13 protein-coding genes are annotated in these 18696 nt (G+C 63.0%); 8 read left to right on the top strand and 5 right to left on the bottom strand.

Annotated elements, in window-relative coordinates; translation table 11 throughout:
• Positions 1 to 15: 15 nt before the first annotated feature.
• On the bottom strand, positions 16 to 1899 hold the full coding sequence (locus tag P3C50_RS12365; protein WP_275546232.1) for a methyl-accepting chemotaxis protein: 1884 nt from the start codon (positions 1897 to 1899) through the stop codon (positions 16 to 18).
• Positions 1900 to 2037: 138 nt separating this feature from the next.
• Positions 2038 to 3261: an OprD family porin gene (locus P3C50_RS12360; RefSeq protein ID WP_275546231.1), complete on the bottom strand. Its 1224-nt coding sequence runs from the start codon at positions 3259 to 3261 to the stop codon at positions 2038 to 2040.
• A 271-nt stretch (positions 3262 to 3532) separates the two neighbouring features.
• Here P3C50_RS12360 and P3C50_RS12355 point away from each other — a divergent pair, with 271 nt between their 5' ends.
• From P3C50_RS12355 to P3C50_RS12335, 5 genes are all read left to right on the top strand, one after another.
• Positions 3533 to 4477 carry a LysR family transcriptional regulator gene (locus tag P3C50_RS12355; RefSeq protein WP_197857949.1) on the top strand — a complete coding sequence of 315 codons (945 nt, stop codon included), beginning with the start codon at positions 3533 to 3535 and terminating at the stop codon, positions 4475 to 4477.
• A gap of 208 nt (positions 4478 to 4685) precedes the next feature.
• Entirely contained in the window at positions 4686 to 5663 is a 978-nt protein-coding gene (locus P3C50_RS12350) for a TRAP transporter substrate-binding protein (RefSeq protein ID WP_275546230.1), read from the top strand.
• Between the two features lie 66 nt (positions 5664 to 5729).
• A complete protein-coding gene (locus tag P3C50_RS12345) occupies positions 5730 to 6236 on the top strand; it encodes a TRAP transporter small permease (protein WP_197857951.1) in 507 nt (168 codons plus the stop codon).
• 58 nt (positions 6237 to 6294) lie between these two features.
• On the top strand, positions 6295 to 7599 hold the full coding sequence (locus P3C50_RS12340; RefSeq protein ID WP_275546229.1) for a TRAP transporter large permease: 1305 nt from the start codon (positions 6295 to 6297) through the stop codon (positions 7597 to 7599).
• Between the two features lie 279 nt (positions 7600 to 7878).
• Complete coding sequence (locus P3C50_RS12335; RefSeq protein WP_275546228.1) at positions 7879 to 12720, top strand: NAD-glutamate dehydrogenase; 4842 nt, start codon at positions 7879 to 7881, stop codon at positions 12718 to 12720.
• A 712-nt stretch (positions 12721 to 13432) separates the two neighbouring features.
• Here P3C50_RS12335 and P3C50_RS12330 read toward each other — a convergent pair.
• Complete coding sequence (locus P3C50_RS12330; protein WP_197857954.1) at positions 13433 to 14866, bottom strand: M48 family metalloprotease; 1434 nt, start codon at positions 14864 to 14866, stop codon at positions 13433 to 13435.
• A gap of 106 nt (positions 14867 to 14972) precedes the next feature.
• Here P3C50_RS12330 and P3C50_RS12325 point away from each other — a divergent pair, with 106 nt between their 5' ends.
• Together P3C50_RS12325 and P3C50_RS12320 are read left to right on the top strand one after the other, a co-directional pair.
• Positions 14973 to 15212 (top strand): sulfurtransferase TusA family protein, encoded by a 240-nt coding sequence (locus P3C50_RS12325; RefSeq protein ID WP_074681423.1) that lies wholly within the window; start codon positions 14973 to 14975, stop codon positions 15210 to 15212.
• 63 nt (positions 15213 to 15275) lie between these two features.
• Positions 15276 to 16340, top strand: coding sequence for an AI-2E family transporter (locus tag P3C50_RS12320; RefSeq protein WP_197857955.1), 1065 nt, complete (start codon positions 15276 to 15278; stop codon positions 16338 to 16340).
• A 62-nt stretch (positions 16341 to 16402) separates the two neighbouring features.
• Here P3C50_RS12320 and P3C50_RS12315 read toward each other — a convergent pair whose 3' ends face one another.
• Positions 16403 to 16876, bottom strand: a complete 474-nt coding sequence (locus P3C50_RS12315; RefSeq protein ID WP_197857956.1) for a peroxiredoxin — start codon at positions 16874 to 16876, stop codon at positions 16403 to 16405.
• 171 nt (positions 16877 to 17047) lie between these two features.
• On the bottom strand, positions 17048 to 17605 hold the full coding sequence (locus tag P3C50_RS12310; RefSeq protein WP_275546227.1) for a glycine cleavage system protein R: 558 nt from the start codon (positions 17603 to 17605) through the stop codon (positions 17048 to 17050).
• Positions 17606 to 17808: 203 nt separating this feature from the next.
• Between P3C50_RS12310 and dapA the strand changes: the two genes are divergently transcribed.
• The gene (gene dapA, locus P3C50_RS12305; protein WP_275546226.1) at positions 17809 to 18687 is read left to right on the top strand and encodes a 4-hydroxy-tetrahydrodipicolinate synthase; all 879 of its coding nucleotides are present in this window, start codon (positions 17809 to 17811) and stop codon (positions 18685 to 18687) included.
• Positions 18688 to 18696: the final 9 nt, after the last annotated feature.

The following is an 18696-nucleotide window of genomic DNA, read 5'->3' as shown; positions in this document are numbered from 1 at the left end:
GGGCGCTCGTCTCACTCAGGCCAGGCGGAACTGACTGGCGCTGCGCCCCAAAGCATCGACCTGCGATGACAGCCCCTCGGTGTGATCACCCAGGGTATGGCGAAGATCCTTGCTTTGCCCGGTATGCACGTGGATGGTTTCCATCTTGTCGGCGATGTCCTCGGTGGTGGTCGAGACCTCCTCGATGGCCACCACGACCTGGTTCATTTCGCCTGTCAGTCGCTCCATCGCCGAGGTGATGGAGGTGATCGCATCGGCCACCTGAGCGGCATGTCGTTCGCTGTCGGCGGCCAGGTTCAGCCCGTTGCTCATCAACTGGTGCATGTGCCGGGTCTGCTGCTGGAACTCACCGACGATGGCGCTGATATCGGTGGTCGCCGCGACGGTCTTCTGCGCCAGGGAGCGCACCTCATCGGCGACCACCGAGAAGCCTCGACCGGCCTCGCCGGCACGGGCAGCCTCGATGGCCGCGTTGAGCGCGAGCAGGTTGGTCTGATCGGCGAGGCTGTTGATCACGTCGACGATGCCATTGACCCGTGCGCTGCTCTGGCCGAGGGCGTCGACCTGGCTATGGGTGTCCTGAATCAGCTGCGCCAGGCGACTCATGCTGTCGACGCTGGCGGCGATCACCTCGCCGCCGTTGCGCGCGGCATCGTAGGCGCTGGTGGTGGCGCTACCGACTTCGGCCGTACGTTGCGCCATGTCGTTGAGAGTGGCGCTGATCTGGTGCGAGGCCGAGGCAGCCTGCTCGGTCTGCATTTCCACCTGGGTGCTGTTGTCGCCCAACTGGCGCATGGCGTCGCCCAGGTGGTTATGCAGGCGGCTCAGTTCGCCATTGGCTCGCACCACTTCGGCAACGATGCCGCCGATGCCTTGAATCATGCGATTGGCAGCGTCGGCCAACTGGTTGAATTCGTCGCGCGGGTTGCTGCCCACCGGCAATTTGCCAGTGAGATCGCCGGAGGCGACCTGGCTGAGCAACTGAATGACGTTACGCAGCCGAGAGACCAGGGTGCGTGAGGCCTGAAGCAGGGTGAAGCAGAGCAGGGCGGCGACGGCGAGGAAGCTCAGCCCCATCATCCAAAGTGCCGACAGGCGCGCCTGTTCGGCCTCCTGCGTACGGCGCAGCAACAGGCCGCTTTGCAGCGCCTGCGCCTGCTCATCGATACGCGCCTGCAGTTGCTCGCCGAGCTGGCGCAGGTGCTGATTGGTCGCATTGATGCGCTCGATGCTGCCGTTGGCATCGGCGAAGGCCTGCGCGTAGCCCTGCACGTTCTTGCCGATCGGCGTGTCCTGCCATTCCAGGTCAGCGATCTGCTCCTGCAGCTTGCCGATGGCCGTCAGGGCGATCTGCGCGAACGCCGGGTCGAAGGTCGACAGATAGTCGCGCTGGCCGCTCAGGGCGCCGGTAATGAAGGGTTTGATCAGGTCGAAACTGATTGCCTCCAGAGCCTTGCCTTTCTCGCTCAGCACTTTGCGCTGGCCTTCAAAAGGCGTCAGCCCCAGCGCCTGGTTGAGGCTCAGCCATTGGCGCTGCTGGGCCAGCTCTTCCAGCAGCACGGACTGAATCTGCTGGGCATGCTGCAAGTTGGCGTCGTCTTCCAGCGCTTGCGCCTGTGTCAACAGTTGTCCGACGAGTTCCTGCAGTTCACCGAGGCCCTCATCGAAGGCTTGCTGCCGCTCTGGGGTGATCTGCTGGCGCAACGCGTTCTGCCGCCACCAGCGGTTCATCAGCTCGGTACTGGCGCTGGCGTAGGCGGCTGCCTGTTCCCTTGCCTGTAATGCACTGCTGACGCTATGGCTGGCCCACAGGGAGGCAATGGCCATGAGCATCAGGCTGATCAGGGTGAGCGCGATAAGGGCGCGGAATTTTTGTTGCCAGGACAGTAAAAAGCTCACGATAACGCCTCGCCATCTTCTTCAGGATGATTCTCAGGAATCGGCAAGTTGTCATACAACTTTATTAAAAGTCTATGGCCTTCTTGCTTTCCGAGAAATGCGAACGGGGCCGCGAGGGCCCCGTCATCGGTTGAGTGCTTACCAAAGCGGCAGGGTATAGCTGAGAATCAGGCGATTCTCGTCGAGATCGTTGGCGAAATTGGAGCGAACGGTGGCGTTACGCCATTTCAGCCCCAGATTCTTCAGCGGGCCGTTCTGCACCACATAGGCGATATCGGTATTGCGTTCCCATTCCTTGCCTTCACTGCTGCGGCCGGCGACTTCGACGTTGTCACCGTAGATATAGCGGGTCATGAAGGTCAGACCGGGTATGCCGATGCTGGCGAAGTTGTAGTCGTAGCGGACCTGCCAGGAGCGTTCCTCGACGTTGGCGAAGTCGTTGATCTGCACGAAGTTGACCAGGAACGGGTCGCTGCTGGCGATGTACGGGAACGGGTCGTCACCGCTCATGCGCTGGTAACCCGCGCCGAAGGCATGACCGCCCAGGCTGTAGGTGAACATGGCACCGAAGGCCTTGTTGTCGAGGTCGCGGAAGTTGCCGTCCTCGCGGCTTTGCGAATAGCGCAGGTCGCTCTTGAACGACTGGCCATCGCCCAGCGGCAATACATGCACCAGAGTGCCGTAGTACTGCTGGTAGATGTCCTCCAGGGTGCCGTAATGCAGGCCGGCGGTAAGCTGCGGAGTGATCTTGTACTCGCCGCCGCCGAACACGAAGGAGTCGCTGCTGCCGCCGATGCGGTTGCCGGTCATCTCGGTGTAGTCGGTGGAGCTGTTGGCCTTGATGCGGTTGATCTTGCCGCCCTGCAGGGTCAGGTTGTCGATCTCCTGAACGTTGAGCAGCGCGCCCTGGAAAGTCTGCGGCAGCAGGCGCGAGTCGTTGGCCGAGACGATCGGGCTGCGAAAGTGCAGGGCGCCAGCTTTCAGCGTGCTGTTGGAGACCTTCACTTTAGCGGTCAGGCCGAGCTTGGAATACTCGTCCTGCGAACCGCCGGAACGGTCGGCCGGGAGCAGGCCGCTGCCAGCGGTGCCGTCGCCGGAATCGAGTTTCAGGCCGAGCATCCCCAATGCATCGATACCGAAACCGACGGTGCCTTCGGTGTAGCCCGACTCCATGCGCAGCAGAAAGCCCTGCGCCCATTCCTCGGCCTTGTCACGGGCGCCGCTCTGGCGGAAATCACGATTGAAATAGAAGTTGCGCAGCTCGACGCTGGCTTTGCTGTCAGCGATGAAATCGGCATGCGCGAGGGTTGGCAGGCCGCCGCCGAGCAGCAGTGCGGATGCCAATGGGTAATGGGGTTTCATGGTGCAGTGTCTCCTGTTGGGAGCGCGCAGCCGACGTGAGCGGCTGCTTGGCAGAGCGCGTTTTGAATGATGTTGTTGTGGTCTGCGCAGAGCGCGGCGCCATTCTTCAAAGCGTTGTTCGGCGGCGTCCAACGAGAAAAAACAGGGGGCCAGCGATAGGAAAATTCATCGGCTGGGCGAAAAACCTCTGGCATACAACCTGCTACGCCTGAGGCAGCGTGGGCGCTGCCAATCAGCCCCTGAGAAGAACATTGCGAAGAGGCGTTGCGGCATGAACCTGAGATTTCTCGAAACCTTCGTTTGGGTGGCACGGCTCAAGAGTTTCCGCCTGACAGCCGAGAAGCTGTTCAGCACCCAGGCGTCCATTTCCAGCCGTATCGCTGCGCTCGAGGATGAACTCGGTACCCGCCTTTTCCTGCGCGACTCAAAGGGCGTATCGCTGACTCCGGAAGGGCAGAAGGTGCTCGAATATGCCGAGCGCATGATCGACACCATGCAGGCTCTGAAGCAGTCGATCAGCGACACCGGCAACATCCAGGGGCGCATACGTGTCGGCGCGATGGATACCGTCATTCACACCTGGTTGAGTCCGTTCGTAACACGGGTGATGGAGCGCTACCCCGCGGTGGAGATCGAACTGACGGCCGACACCGCGCGCAACCTCAACGAGCAATTGCTCAAGGGCTATCTGGATATCGTGTTCCAGACCGACATGGTCAACGGCGACAGCGTGCGCAATCTGGAGCTGGCTGCCTTTCCGGTGCGCTGGATCGTGCCGACCGGCTCGCTGTACCACCGCAGCTATGCCTCGATGGAGGAACTGGCCCGCGAGCGCATCATCACCTTCTCGAAGAATTCGCGACCGCATCAGGACATTCTCAACCTGCTGCATGCCGGCAGCGTCAGTGCGCCACGCATCAACTGCGTCAATTCCATCGCCGCGATGACCCGTCTTATCCGTGATGGTTTCGGCATCGGCGCGCTGCCGCCGGCGCTGGTGCATGACGAACTCAAGCAGGGGCTGCTGACCATTCTCGATGAGGTACCCGAGCCGCCGCCCTTGCCGGTAGTCGCCACCTGGCGCACGGGCGTGGGCCTGGAGCTCAGTGAAGACATCATCGCCCTGGCTTGCGAAGCACTCGATGTCTACGCCGAGGAAATGGGCGAGGCCTGCATGGCGCGAGTCGCGCCAGCGCCTGAGCAGCAGAGCGCCTGAACACCTTCATCGAACTGCTGCGGGCCCGGAAACGGTTGCCCGCTGCTGGTGCATTCGCAGCAGAAATGCCCCCTTTCATCCCATAACGATTTCCGATCATGCGCCTCCGGTTTTTCTAGTTGGACAGGGTAGGGCGATGCGCTGAGACTCGAAATCGTCTTCCAGCCGCGCCATGCGGCGCACAAAAAACAATGAACAGGAGAGCACCATGAAAAGCATCGCATCGCGTTTCGCCATGACCGCCCTGGCTTGCGCACTGGGCTTCGGCGCCCAGGCCGCCGAACGCTGGAACATGACCGCCGAGAACCCCGACGGCAATTTCATCACCACCGTGGCCAAGGAGTTCGCCCAGGATGTGGAGAAGGCCAGCAATGGCGAGCTGCAGATTCGTGTGCACGGCAACTCGGTGCTGTTCAAGCGTCCGGAGGTCAAGCGCGCCGTGCAGACCGGCCAGGTGCAGGTGGGTGACGTGCTGATGTCGGTGCTGGGCAACGAAGATCCGATCTTCGAGATCGACAGCGTGCCGTTCCTGGTGCGCAACTACGAGCAGGCCCAGGCCCTGTGGGCGGCGAGCCGCCCGGCGGTGGAAGAGCGCTTGAACAAGCAGGGCATCAAGCTGTTGTACGCCATGCCCTGGTCGCCGCAGAGCATCTTCACCAAAACACCGGTGACCAGCATGGATGACTTCAAGGGTATGAAATTCCGTGCCTACAACCCGGCCACCTCGCGCATGACCGAGCTGATGGGAGCCGTGCCGACGGTCATCCAGACCGGCGAAATCCCGCAGGCCTTCAGCACCGGCATGATCAACGGCATGCTCACGTCGCCGACCACTGGCGTGGACTCCCAGGCCTGGGATTTCTCCTCCTACTACTATGACGTCAAGGCCTTCATTCCGAAGAACTTCGTCATCGTCAACGCCCGTGCCTTCGCCCGCCTGCCTGAAGCGACCCAGACAGCGGTGCTGGAGGCGGCCAAGCGTGCCGAGGAACGTGGCTGGGCGATTGCCCAGGAGAAGACCGGTGAGCTGGTCAAGACCCTGGCCGACAATGGCATGCAGGTGGCCGAGCAGGCGCCCGCGGCGGTGGAGAGCGGCTTCGAGCAGATCGGCCAGACCATGACCGAAGAGTGGCTCAAGCGCGCCGGAGCCGATGGCAAGGCGATTCTCGATAGCTACCAGCGTTGATCCTGCCGCCCGCTGCGCTGATTGCGGCGGGCTTTTCTTGTGGCTTGCCCAGGGAGCCCGTAGTTCATGACCCCACTGCACAAGCTCTACACCCTGTCCGGATGGTTGTCCGGCGTGTTTCTCGTCCTGATCTGCCTGCTCGTCGTGGCGCAGATCGTCGCCCGCCAGCTGGGCACCATGGTGCCCGCTGCCGATGAGTTCGCCGCCTACGCGATGGCTGCGTCGGGCTTTCTCGCTTTGCCCTACGCGCTACAGCGCGGCGCGCACATCCGTGTGGAACTGATGTTGCGGCTGTTGCCTGCTGGCGGCCGGCGCGTGATCGATGTGCTGGCCACGTTGGTTGGTCTGGGTATCGCCGGCTATATGGCCTGGTACTGCGCGTTGTTCGTTCTGGAGTCCTACGAGTTCAAGGAGGTGTCTTCCGGTCTGTTGCCGATTCCCATGTGGTTACCGCAGCTGCCGATGTTGCTTGGCACGCTGATTCTGGTGGTGGCGATGGCCGAGCGCCTGGTGCTGACCTGCCAGGGCAAGCGCTTCGAAGCTGCCGAAGCCGGCACGGCGATGAGCGAGTGAGCCTGCGCGCTCGACCTTTAATTGCGGCCATCGCCGCACTGCATTCGTGAGTGAACCCGTGGACTACACAATCATTACAATCACCCTGCTGCTGGCGCTGTTCGTGCTGCTTGGCGGTGGCGTCTGGGTTGCCCTGTCGTTGCTTGGCGTCGGCATCATCGGCATGGAGCTGTTCGGTGGTGCGCCGGCCGGCTCGATTCTCGCTTCCACCAGTTGGGCTTCCAGCGCCAGCTGGACATTGACGGCACTGCCGCTGTTCATCTGGATGGGCGAGATTCTCTATCGCACCCGACTTTCCGAAGACATGTTTAACGGTCTGGCGCCCTGGATGCGTGGGCTACCGGGGCGGTTGCTGCACGTCAACGTGTTCGGCTGCGGCATGTTCGCGGCGGTCAGCGGCTCTTCCGCAGCGACGGCGGCCACCATCGGCCGTATCTCCCTGCCGGAGCTGAAGTCGCGCGGCTACCCCGAGTCCATCGCCATGGGCTCGCTGGCCGGTGCCGGCACGCTCGGCCTGCTGATCCCGCCTTCGATCATGATGATCGTCTACGGTGTGGCGGCGCAGGTCTCGATCTCGCGCCTGTTCGTCGCGGGCATCCTGCCGGGGCTGTTGCTGCTGGCCATCTTCAGCGGCTACCTGATGCTCTGGGCCGCCTGCAATCGCAGCAAGCTGCCGGAAGAGGACGAACGCCTGCCGTTCATGGACAAACTGCGTCGGGCCAAACTGCTGATTCCGGTATTGGGCCTGATCGTCGCGGTGATCGGATCGATCTACGGTGGCATCGCCACGGCCACCGAGGCGGCTGCAGTCGGCGTGGTTGGCGCGCTGCTGATCGCGCTTTGCTCAGGTGCGCTGACTCGTGAAACCTTCATGGCCAGCCTGATGGGGGCGGTGTCCACGTCGTGCATGATCTTCTTCATCCTGCTCGGTGCGGCGTACCTGACCTCGGCCATGAGTTTCACCGGCCTGCCGGCGGCGCTGGCTGACTGGATCATCGCCAAGCAGCTTTCGCCTTACCTGTTGCTGCTGGCGCTGACGCTGTTCTTCATCGCCCTGGGCTGCTTCCTTGACGGCATCTCCATCATCCTGCTCACCACTGCAGTGATTCTGCCGGCGGTGCAGGCCGCGGGGATCGACCTGCTGTGGTTCGGCATCTTCGTCATCCTGGTGGTGGAAATGGCGCAGATCACCCCGCCAGTGGGGTTCAACCTGTTCGTCATCCAGAACCTGACCGGGCGCAACCTGGGCGCCGTTGCGCGCGCCAGTTTTCCGTTCTTCCTGCTGCTGGTGCTGGCGGCAATCCTCATCACCCTGTTCCCGCAGATCGTGCTGGCGCTGCCCGAAGCCATGCGCGGCGCCTGACCGCTCGCCATGGCTCGTTCGCTCTCCGGTGGCGGGCCATGGCTTTTCTTTTTGCACCGTATCGGTGCAGCCTTGAAAGAAAATGTCGCAGCGCCGCAAGCGGCCTTCCGGTGTCCCTCGTTAAGCTCGTCGGCTATATGTGACCAGTCGGTCGCTCCCTTCGCCGGTCCGCATGCGACTCGCAAGTGTCATTGTCGCTTCATGGACTAACGTTGAACTAACACCCAGCGGCAGCGATCCAGACGTCCTGTCGAACCACCAGCCCAATGGAGCAAAACCATGGCGTTCTTTACGGCGGCCAGCAAAGCCGACTTCCAGCACCAACTGCAAGCGGCCCTGGCACAGCACGTGAGTGAGCAGGCGTTACCTCAAGTCGTCCTTTTCGCCGAACAGTTCTTCGGCATCGTCGCCCTCGAGGAGCTGACCCAGCGGCGGCTGTCCGATCTGGTCGGTTCCACCTTGTCGGCCTGGCGCATGCTGGAACAGTTCGATCACGCCAAGCCGCAGGTGCGCGCCTTCAACCCCGATTACGAGAAGCACGGCTGGCAGTCCACCCATACTGCGGTGGAAATCCTGCATGGCGACATTCCGTTCCTGGTCGACTCGGTGCGCATGGAGCTCAACCGCCACGGCTACAGCATTCACACGCTGCAGAACAGCGTATTCAGCGTGCGACGTGACCAGAACGGTCAGTTGCTGGAAATTCTGCCGCGCGGCACCCAGGGCGAGGGCGTGCTGCAGGAAGCGCTGATGTTCCTGGAGATCGACCGCTGCTCCAGCGCTGCCGAGCTGAAAACCCTGGAGAAAGCCATCCATGAGGTCTTCGGCGACGTGCGCATGAGCGTCGCCGACTTCCAGCCGATGAAGGCCAAGGCACGCGAGCTGCTGGCCTGGCTGGATCGCGCCAAGCTCAATGTGGACAAAACCGAGCTGGATGAAATCAAGGTCTACCTCAACTGGCTGCTGGACAACCACTTCACCTTCCTCGGTTACGAAGAGTTCACCGTCGCGCCGACCGCCGATGGCGGCACCATGGTCTATGACGAGAAATCCCTGCTCGGCCTGTCCAAGCGCCTGCGCACCGGATTGTCCGCCGAGGAACTGCATATCGAACCGGAAGCGGTGGCCTACCTGCGTGAACCGCAGCTGCTGTCGTTCGCCAAGGCTGCGGTGCCCAGCCGCGTGCATCGCCCGGCCTACCCGGATTTCGTCTCCATTCGCGAACTCGATGCCAAGGGCAACGTGGTCAAGGAATGCCGCTTCATGGGCTTGTACACCTCGGCGGTCTACGCCGAGAGCGTGTGGAACATCCCCTACATCCGCCGTAAGGTGGACGTGATCAAGCAGCGCTCGGGCTTCGACAGCAGTGCCCACCTCGGCAAGGAACTGGCCCAGGTGCTGGAAGTGCTGCCGCGCGACGATCTGTTCCAGACGCCAGTGGACGACCTGTTCAACACCGCCCTGGCCATCGTGCAGATCCAGGAGCGCAACAAGATCCGCGTGTTCCTGCGCCGCGACCCGTACGGCCGTTTCTGCTACTGCCTGGCCTACGTGCCGCGTGACGTGTACTCCACCGAAACGCGGATGAAGATCCAGCAGGTGCTGATGGAGCGCCTGCAGGCCACCGATTGCGAGTTCTGGACCTTCTTCTCCGAGTCGGTGCTGGCGCGGGTGCAGTTCATCCTGCGCGTCGACCCGAAGAACAAGACCCAGATCGACCCGGTGCGTCTGGAGAAGGAAGTCGTTCAGGCCTGCCGTTCGTGGAAAGACGACTACGCCGGCCTGATGGTGGAAAGCCTCGGCGAAGCCCAGGGCACCAGTGTATTGGCCGATTTCCCCGGCGGCTTCCCGGCCGGCTATCGCGAGCGTTTCGCCCCGCATTCGGCCGTGGTGGACATGCAGCACCTGCTCAGCCTGAGCAACGACAAGCCGCTGGTGATGAGCTTTTACCAGCCGCTGGCGCAGGGCGACCAGCAACTGCACTGCAAGCTGTATCACGCCGACACGCCGCTGCCGCTCTCCGACGTGCTGCCGATTCTGGAGAACCTCGGCCTGCGTGTGCTCGGCGAGTTCCCCTACAAGCTGCGCCGCGCCGATGGACGCGAGTTCTGGATTCATGACTTCGCCTTCACCTACGCCGAAGGCCTCGACGTCGACATCCAGCAGCTCAACGACACCCTGCAGGACGCCTTCATCCATATCGTCGGCGGCGATGCCGAGAACGATGCGTTCAACCGCCTGGTGCTCACCGCCGCCATGCCCTGGCGCGAGGTGGCGCTGCTGCGCGCCTATGCCCGCTATCTCAAGCAGATTCGCCTGGGCTTCGATCTGAGCTACATCGCCTCGACCCTGATCAACCACGCCGATATCGCCAAGGAGCTGGTGCGTCTGTTCCGCACCCGTTTCTACCTCGCGCGCAAGCTCACCGCCGAGGACCTGGAAGACAAACAGCAGAAGCTCGAGCAGGCCATCCTGGCTGCGCTGGACAACGTCGCCGTGCTCAACGAAGACCGCATCCTGCGTCGCTACCTGGACCTGATCAAGGCGACCCTGCGCACCAACTTCTTCCAGGCCGATGCCAGTGGCGCGGCCAAGTCCTATTTCAGCTTCAAGCTCAGCCCGCGCCTGATTCCGGAAATCCCGCGGCCGGTGCCGAAGTTCGAGATTTTCGTCTACAGCCCGCGCGTCGAGGGTGTGCACCTGCGTTTCGGCGACGTTGCTCGCGGCGGCCTGCGCTGGTCGGACCGCGAAGAGGACTTCCGTACCGAAGTACTCGGCCTGGTCAAGGCGCAGCAGGTGAAGAACGCGGTGATCGTACCCATGGGCGCCAAGGGCGGCTTCGTGCCGCGCCGTATGCCGGTCGGCGGTTCGCGTGACGAGGTGATGGCCGAGGGCATCGCCTGCTACCGCATCTTCATCAGCGGCCTGCTGGACATCACCGACAATCTCAAGGAAGGCGAAGTGGTGCCGCCGCAGAATGTGGTGCGTCACGACGCTGACGACCCCTACCTGGTGGTGGCGGCGGACAAGGGCACCGCGACCTTCTCCGACATTGCCAACGGCATCGCTGCCGAGTACGGCTTCTGGCTGGGCGACGCGTTTGCCTCAGGCGGCTCGGCCGGTTACGACCACAAGGGCATGGGCATCACCGCCAAGGGCGGTTGGGTTTCGGTGCAGCGTCACTTCCGCGAGCGCGGCATCGACGTGCAGAAGGACAACGTCACCGTGATCGGCATCGGCGACATGGCCGGCGACGTGTTCGGTAACGGCCTGTTGCTGTCGCAAAGCCTCCAGCTGGTGGCGGCGTTCAACCACCTGCACATCTTCATCGACCCGAACCCGGACGCAGCTAAAAGCTTCGCCGAGCGCAAGCGCCTGTTCGAGCTGCCGCGTTCGAGCTGGGCCGACTACGACAGCAAGCTGATCTCCGAAGGCGGCGGCATCTTCCTGCGCAGCGCCAAGAGCATCGCCATCACCCCGCAGATGAAGGCGCGCTTCGACATCACGGCCGACAAGCTGGCGCCCACCGAGCTGCTCAACGCGCTGCTCAAGGCACCGGTCGACCTGCTGTGGAACGGCGGTATCGGCACCTACGTCAAATCCAGCAAGGAAAGCCACGCCGACGTCGGCGACAAGGCCAACGATGCGCTGCGCGTGGACGGTCGCGAACTGCGTGCCAAGGTGGTGGGCGAGGGCGGCAATCTGGGCATGACCCAGCTCGGCCGCGTCGAGTTCGGCCTGCATGGCGGCGCCAGCAACACCGACTTCATCGACAATGCCGGCGGCGTGGACTGCTCCGACCATGAAGTGAACATCAAGATCCTGCTGGGTGAGATCGTTTCGGGCGGCGACATGACCGAGAAGCAGCGCAACAAGCTGCTGGCCGAGATGACCGATGATGTGTCCGAGCTGGTGCTGGGCAACAACTACAAGCAGACCCAGGCGCTGTCACTGGCCGAGCGTCGCGCCCGCGAGCGCGTCGGCGAGTACAAGCGCCTGATGAATGCGCTGGAAAGCGCCGGCAAGCTCGACCGCGCCCTGGAGTTCCTGCCCTCGGACGAGGAGCTGAACGAGCGCGCCACCAATGGCCAGGGCCTGACCCGTCCGGAGCTATCGGTGCTGATCTCCTACAGCAAGATCGACCTCAAGGAATCCTTGCTCAAGTCCCTGGTGCCGGACGACGACTACCTGGCGCGCGAGATGGAGACCGCCTTCCCGGAAATCCTCACCGAGAAATTCGGCGACGCCATGCGCCGTCATCGCCTCAAGCGCGAGATCGTCAGCACGCAGATCGCCAACGATCTGGTCAACCACATGGGCATCACCTTCGTGCAGCGCCTGAAGGAGTCCACCGGCATGAGCGCGGCCAACGTCGCTGGCGCCTACGTCATCGTGCGTGACCTGTTCCGCCTGCCGCACTGGTGGGCACAGATCGAGGCGCTGGACTACAAGGTGCCGGCCGAGCTGCAGCTGCAACTGATGGACGAGCTGATGCGCCTAGGCCGCCGCGCGACGCGCTGGTTCCTGCGCAGCCGCCGTAACGAGCTGGACGCGGCCCGCGATGTGGCGCACTTCGCACCGCGTATCGAAGCGCTGGTCGGTCGTCTGGACGAACTGCTCGAAGGCCCGGCCCGTGAGCAGTGGCTGGCGCGCTACCAGAGCTTCGTCGAGGCCGGCACGCCGGATGAGCTGGCGCGCTTGGTCGCCGGCACCAGCCACCTGTATACGCTGCTGCCGATCATTGAAGCGGCGGATGTCACCGGCAAGGACACCAGTGAAGTGGCGACGGCGTACTTCGCCGTTGGCGGTGCGCTGGAGCTGTCCTGGTACCTGCAGCAGATCACCAATCTGCCGGTGGAGAACAACTGGCAGGCCCTGGCTCGCGAAGCCTTCCGTGACGATCTGGACTGGCAGCAGCGAGCGATCACCGTGTCGGTGCTGCAGATGGCCGAGGGGCCGCAGGAGATCGAGGCGCGCGTTGCCCTGTGGCTCGATCAGCATCAACGCCTGGTCGACCGCTGGAAGGCGATGCTGGCCGAGCTGCGCTCGGCAACCGGCACCGACTACGCCATGTATGCGGTTGCCAACCGTGAGTTGATGGACCTGGCGCAAAGCGCCTGAGGCGTCCGCTGAAATGAAAGAGCCCCGCCAAGTGCGGGGCTTCTTTTTGTGGGGGAGAAAGCTGTGGTCCGCTGACGCTAAGGGCGGGTTTGTAGCCGCAGCCTTGTGGGAACAGGCGGCGAGGGCGGGCTCTGTGGGAGCGGACTTGTCCGCGAACAGGGTGCAGAAGAAATATCGCGGCCGAGGCCGCTCCCACAGTTTCGTAGCCGGATTAATCCGGGGATTTCCGACCGTTGCCCCGGATTGCATCCGTGCTATCCGCTTCCTTCAGTTTGGGGATGAGCTTGTCGTGCGCTGAATGTGAGGGCGGGTTTGTAGCTGCAGCCTGTGGAACAGGTTGCGAGGACGGGCTCTGTGGGAGCGGACTTGTCCGCGAACGGGGTGCAGAAGAAACATCGCGGCCAAGGCCGCTCCCACAGTTTCGTAGCCGGATCCATCCGGGGATTTCCGACCATTGCCCCGGATTGCATCCGTGCTACCCGCTTCTTTCAGTTTTGGGATGAGCCTGTCGTGCGCTGAATGTGAGGGCGGGTTTGTAGCTGCAGCCTTGTGGAACAGGTTGCGAGGACGGGCTCTGTGGGAGCGGACTTGTCCGCGAACGGGGGTGAAGAAAACATCGCGGCCAAGGCCGCTCCCACAGTTTCGTAGCCGGATCCATCCGGGGTCAGGCTCAAGACCGCCCCCGGATTTCATCCGGGCTACGCACCCAAGCTCAACGCAGCATCTGCTCGACCAGGCGTTTCTCCTCGGCGAGTTCGCGTTGCCGCGCATCGATGCGCGAGGCCAGCTGGAAGTTGTTGCTGGCGCGGCGCTTGGCGAAGTCGAGTTGCTCGATGGCCTGGTTGTAATCGCCGACCAGGGCGAAGAACTCCGCGCGTGCCTGGTGCAGGCCGATGGTGTTGCCGCTCAGGCCGCGTACCTCGGCGACCTGATACCAGATGTCCGGGTCCTTGGTGCGGCTCTTGAGCAGATCGTCCAGGGCGCGTTCGGCGTCGGCGATGCGCCGTTGCTTGAGCAGCAGGTCGATTTGCGTCTGCTGCAGCGGGTAGTTGCTCGGGTAGAGGGCGAGCAGGCGTTTTTGCCGGCGCTCGGCGGCATCCAGGCGATTGGCCGCCATGTCCAGCTCGATCTGCGCCAGGTTGTAGGTGATGTCGTCCGGGGCCTTGCTCAGCAGCGGTGCCAGGGTTTCGCCGGCCTCGGCGAGCTGGCCGGTTTTCATCTGCGCCAGTACCAGACCGTAGCGAGCGGCATCGAGGCCGGGGTTCTCGTCGAGCATGGCGCGAAAGCGCTTGGCGGCGACGCCCGGGGTTTCCTCGTAGGTCAGTTGTACGCGGGCGCGCATCAGCTGGTAGCGCAGGCTGTCTTCACGCCCCTGGGCCGGGTACTGTTCGGCACGGTTGCGGGTATCGGCGATGCGCGACTCCGACACCGGGTGAGTCAGCAGAAATTCCGGCGGCTTGGCGTCGTAGCGGTATTGACGCATCAGCCGTTCGAACATCATCGGCATGGCACGCGGGTCGTAACCGGCTTTTTCCAGGTTGACCAGGCCGATGCGGTCGGCCTCCTGCTCGTTCTGTCGGGAGAAGCGCCGTTGCTCCTGGATGGCCGCGGCCTGGGTCGACATGATGGTGGCGATACCGGCGTCACCCGCACCTGCCGCCGCGGCGACGATGCCCGCGAGCATCGCGGCCATCAGCGGCAACTGCATGCGTTGCTGGGCCTCGACGCCACGGGCGAAGTGGCGTTGCGACAAGTGCGCCAGTTCGTGCGCCATCACCGAGGCGTACTCGGCTTCGGTCTGCGCATAAAGGAACAGGCCGCCGTTGACCCCGACGATCCCGCCGGGTGCGGCAAAGGCGTTCAACTGGGGGCTGTTGAGCAGCACGAACTCCAGGCGGCGGTCCTGCAACTGGCTGGTTTCCGACAGGCGATAGACGCTGGACTCGACGAAGTCCTTGAGTTGTGGGTCGTCCAGTTGCGAAACCTGACCACGCAGCAGGCCGAGCCAGGCGCGGCCTAGCTGGTGTTCTTGCTGCGGCGAGACGATCGAGGAGCTGGCGTCGCCAAGCGACGGCAGATCACTGGCGCCCGTATGGGCGGCGAACAGGCAGGCCAGCGTCAGCAGGGTGGGGCGCAGAAAAGTCATGCACTCAGGGCTCTCGAGACAAAGTCGTTACTGTAGCCGGCCAGCTACCGCGCTGGCCAGGGTTGCGGCGCCTTGGTTATCCTAGCCGGCCGATCAGGAGTAGATGATGACAGACGTACCGGCCTTCGATGCCGAACTCGATGCCTGCGGGCTGAACTGCCCGCTGCCTTTGCTCAAAGCCAAGCTCGAGCTCAATCGCCTGGCCAGCGGCGCCGTACTCAAGGTCAGCGCCACCGATGCCGGCTCGCAGCGTGATTTTCGCGCCTTCGCCAGTCTCGCCGGGCATGCGCTGCTGCATGAAGAGGTCGAGGCGGGTATTTATCGTTACTGGTTGCGTAAGGCCTGACCCGCGCTCGGTGCAGCAGGCTAGAAGATAGCGAGCGCTCTTTTGCAGATTTAAGGATTGTTGATGGTCAAGGTTATTCGCGACTGGTTGTACCGCTACTTCTCCGATGAGCAGGCCGTGGTGCTGGCGGTGCTACTGGTGTTGGGCTTTGCGGTGGTGCTGACGCTGGGCGGCATGCTCGCGCCAGTGCTGACCGGCCTGGTGCTGGCTTTCCTCATGCAGGGTCTGGTCAACGGCCTGGAACGTCTCAAGGTGCCGCAGGTGCTGGCGGTCTGGCTGGTGTTCACCCTGTTCATGGGCGGTCTGGCGGTGTTCTTGCTGGTGCTGATGCCGCTGCTGTGGCAGCAATTGAGCACGCTGTTCAATGAACTGCCGCGCATGGCCGCCGAATGGCAGGCGGTATTCCTGCTGCTGCCGGAGCGTTACCCGAACCTGATCACTGATGCGCAAGTTGTGCAACTGATCGACAGCACGCGTGGTGAAGCCGGCAAGTTTGGCCAGTGGGCGCTGTCGTTCTCCCTGTCCAGCCTGCCGGTGCTGGTCAGCGTGATGATCTATCTGGTGCTGGTGCCGATTCTGGTGTTCTTCTTCCTCAAGGACCGCGAGCAGATCGGCCAGTGGTTCCGCGGCTACCTGCCGCGCGAGCGTGCGCTGATCACTCAGGTGGCGCAGGAGATGAACCAGCAGATCGCCAACTACATCCGCGGCAAGTTCATCGAGATCATCATCTGTGGCGTGGTCACCTACATCGCTTTCGCCTACCTGGGGCTCAACTATGCGGCGCTGTTGGCCTTGCTGGTCGGGCTGTCGGTGGTGGTGCCTTATATCGGCGCTGTGGTGGTGACGGTGCCGGTGGCGCTGATCGGCCTGTTCCAATGGGGCTGGAGCGACCAGTTTCTCTACCTGATGGTGGTCTACGGCATCATCCAGGCGCTCGACGGCAACGTACTGGTGCCGCTGCTGTTCTCCGAGGCCGTCAACCTGCATCCGGTGGCGATCATCTGCGCGGTGCTGCTGTTCGGCGGGCTGTGGGGCTTCTGGGGCGTATTCTTCGCCATTCCGCTGGCGACCCTGTTCAAGGCCGTGATCAACGCCTGGCCGCGTACCGAGCTGGTGGCTGTCGAGTAAAGGGGCAATACGCAGATAGAAAGAAGGCCGCAATAGCGGCCTTTTTTCGATAGCGGCGAGGGTCAGGCCTTGTTCAGGGCCTCGGCCGCTGCCAGCACCTTGTCGACATGGCCGGCGACCTTGAGGTTGCGCCACTCCTGACGCAGCACGCCGTCCTTGTCGATGAGGAAGGTGCTGCGCACGATGCCCATGTATTCCTTGCCGTAGTTCTTCTTCAACTGATACACGCCAAACAGGTCGCACAGCTGGTGCTCCTCGTCGCTGATCAGCTCGAAGGGGAAGGCCTGCTTACACTTGAAGCTCTCGTGCTTCTTCAGGCTATCCATCGACACGCCGAAGATCAGCGTGTTGGCTGCCTTGAACTGCTCGAAGCGGGCACTGAAGTCCATCCCTTCGGTGGTGCAGCCTGGGGTGGCGTCCTTCGGGTAGAAATACAGCACGACCTGTTGGCCCTTGAGGTCGGACAGCTTGACCTGCTGGCCGCTGGTGGCCTCGGCCTGGAAGTCGGCAACGGGTTTGTCGAGTTCAACGGACATGGAAGCTCCTTCATTCATACGTCAACGGCGATCTCGCGAGCCAGAGCCATGCAATATCGACGGCGGCCCCGAAGCCGGTGAGGGCCACTCGGCGTCACGCTCGACTCTGCGAGTTGTAATGAGCACGCCGAGCCTGTTGCTAACGCAGCAGGGCCGGCGCGCAGCAGGGCGTCAGGGATTCTGCGGGCGCCAGGGTTCGATCAGTGCATCCAGGTTCAGCGCGTCGGCGAAGTCGAGGAACTGATCTCGCAGCCAACTGATCTGCGTGCCGGCCGGCAGCGTCACGGTCAGGGTGGCGTTGAGCATGGTGCCGCCGGTCTGTGGCGCCTGGTAAGTGTCGCAGGTCAGGCTTTCCAGCTCGACGCGGTGATCGATGAAGAACTGGCACAACTCGTTGAGAATGTCCGGGCGGTACACGGCGCTGACGTAGGCCACATAAGGCAGCGCCTGCGGGCGCACTTCAGCGGCGGCGCTGCGAACCAGGTCCACGGTGAAGTCATGCTTCTTGGCCAGTAGCGGCAGGCTCGACTCCAGGCGCGCCAGTGCATCCCAGCTGCCCGACACCTGCAGCACCAGGGCGCTGAATTCACCGTGACGGCTCAGACGGGTGCCGATCACCGCGCAACGGTTCTCGTGGCTGGTGCGGCTGAGCAGATTGGTCAGGGCCATGGCATCGCGGCCGAGAGCACTGATGACGAGGAATTGTTCGCGAACGGGGGGGGTGGACATGCAGCCTTCCTAAAGCGATGAACGATCCGCGCACGAGTAGCCGCAGATCAAAGGCAGCAGGTTAGCGAAAAGCGTCGCCAAGGGGAATGGCACCGCCATGTCCATCGGACGACGGCCAGCATCTATAAGGCCTGTCCGTTGCTTGTGCCGGACTGGTGGCCCCAGTACCATTACGGCTCAATTTTTCCGGCAGGAGCGGTTGCATGATTGCGGGCAGTATGGTGGCACTGGTCACGCCCATGGATGCGCAGGGTGGTCTGGATTGGGAGGCCCTGAGCAAATTGGTGGATTTCCACCTTCAGGAGGGCACCAATGCCATCGTCGCGGTCGGCACCACTGGTGAGTCCGCCACGCTGGACGTGGGTGAACACATCGACGTGATCAAGCGCGTGGTCAAGCAGGTCGCCGGTCGTGTCCCGGTGATCGCCGGTACCGGCGGCAATTCCACCCGCGAGTCGGTCGAGCTGACCCGTGCCGCCCAGGAAGTCGGCGCCGACGCGGCCCTGCTGGTCACCCCGTACTACAACAAGCCGACTCAGGAAGGCCTGTACCTGCACTTCCGCCATATCGCCGAAGCCGTATCCATCCCGCAGATCCTCTACAACGTGCCGGGTCGCACCGTGTGCGACATGCTGCCGGAGACCGTCGAGCGCCTGTCGAAGATCGACAACATCATCGGCATCAAGGAAGCCACCGGCGATCTGCAACGCGCCCAGGATGTACTGGATCGCGTCAGCAAGGATTTCCTCGTCTACTCCGGTGACGACGCCACCGCTGTCGAGCTGATGCTGCTGGGCGGCAAGGGCAACATCTCGGTTACCGCCAACGTTGCGCCGCGCGCCATGAGCGACCTGTGCGCGGCTGCCATGCGTGGCGAGGCGGCCATCGCCCGCGCCATCAATGACCGTCTGATGCCGCTGCACAAGGCGCTATTCCTCGAATCCAACCCGATTCCGGTGAAATGGGCGCTGCACGAAATGGGCTTGATGGGCGACGGTATTCGCCTGCCGCTGACCTGGCTCAGCCCGCGCTGTCACGAACCGCTGCGCCAGGCCATGCGCCAGTGCGGTGTATTGGCTTAACTCAAGGAT

It is taken from the genome of Pseudomonas sp. Marseille-Q0931 (assembly GCF_940789645.1).
Lineage (GTDB): Bacteria > Pseudomonadota > Gammaproteobacteria > Pseudomonadales > Pseudomonadaceae > Aquipseudomonas.
This window is presented reverse-complemented; position numbering and strand designations above follow the sequence as displayed.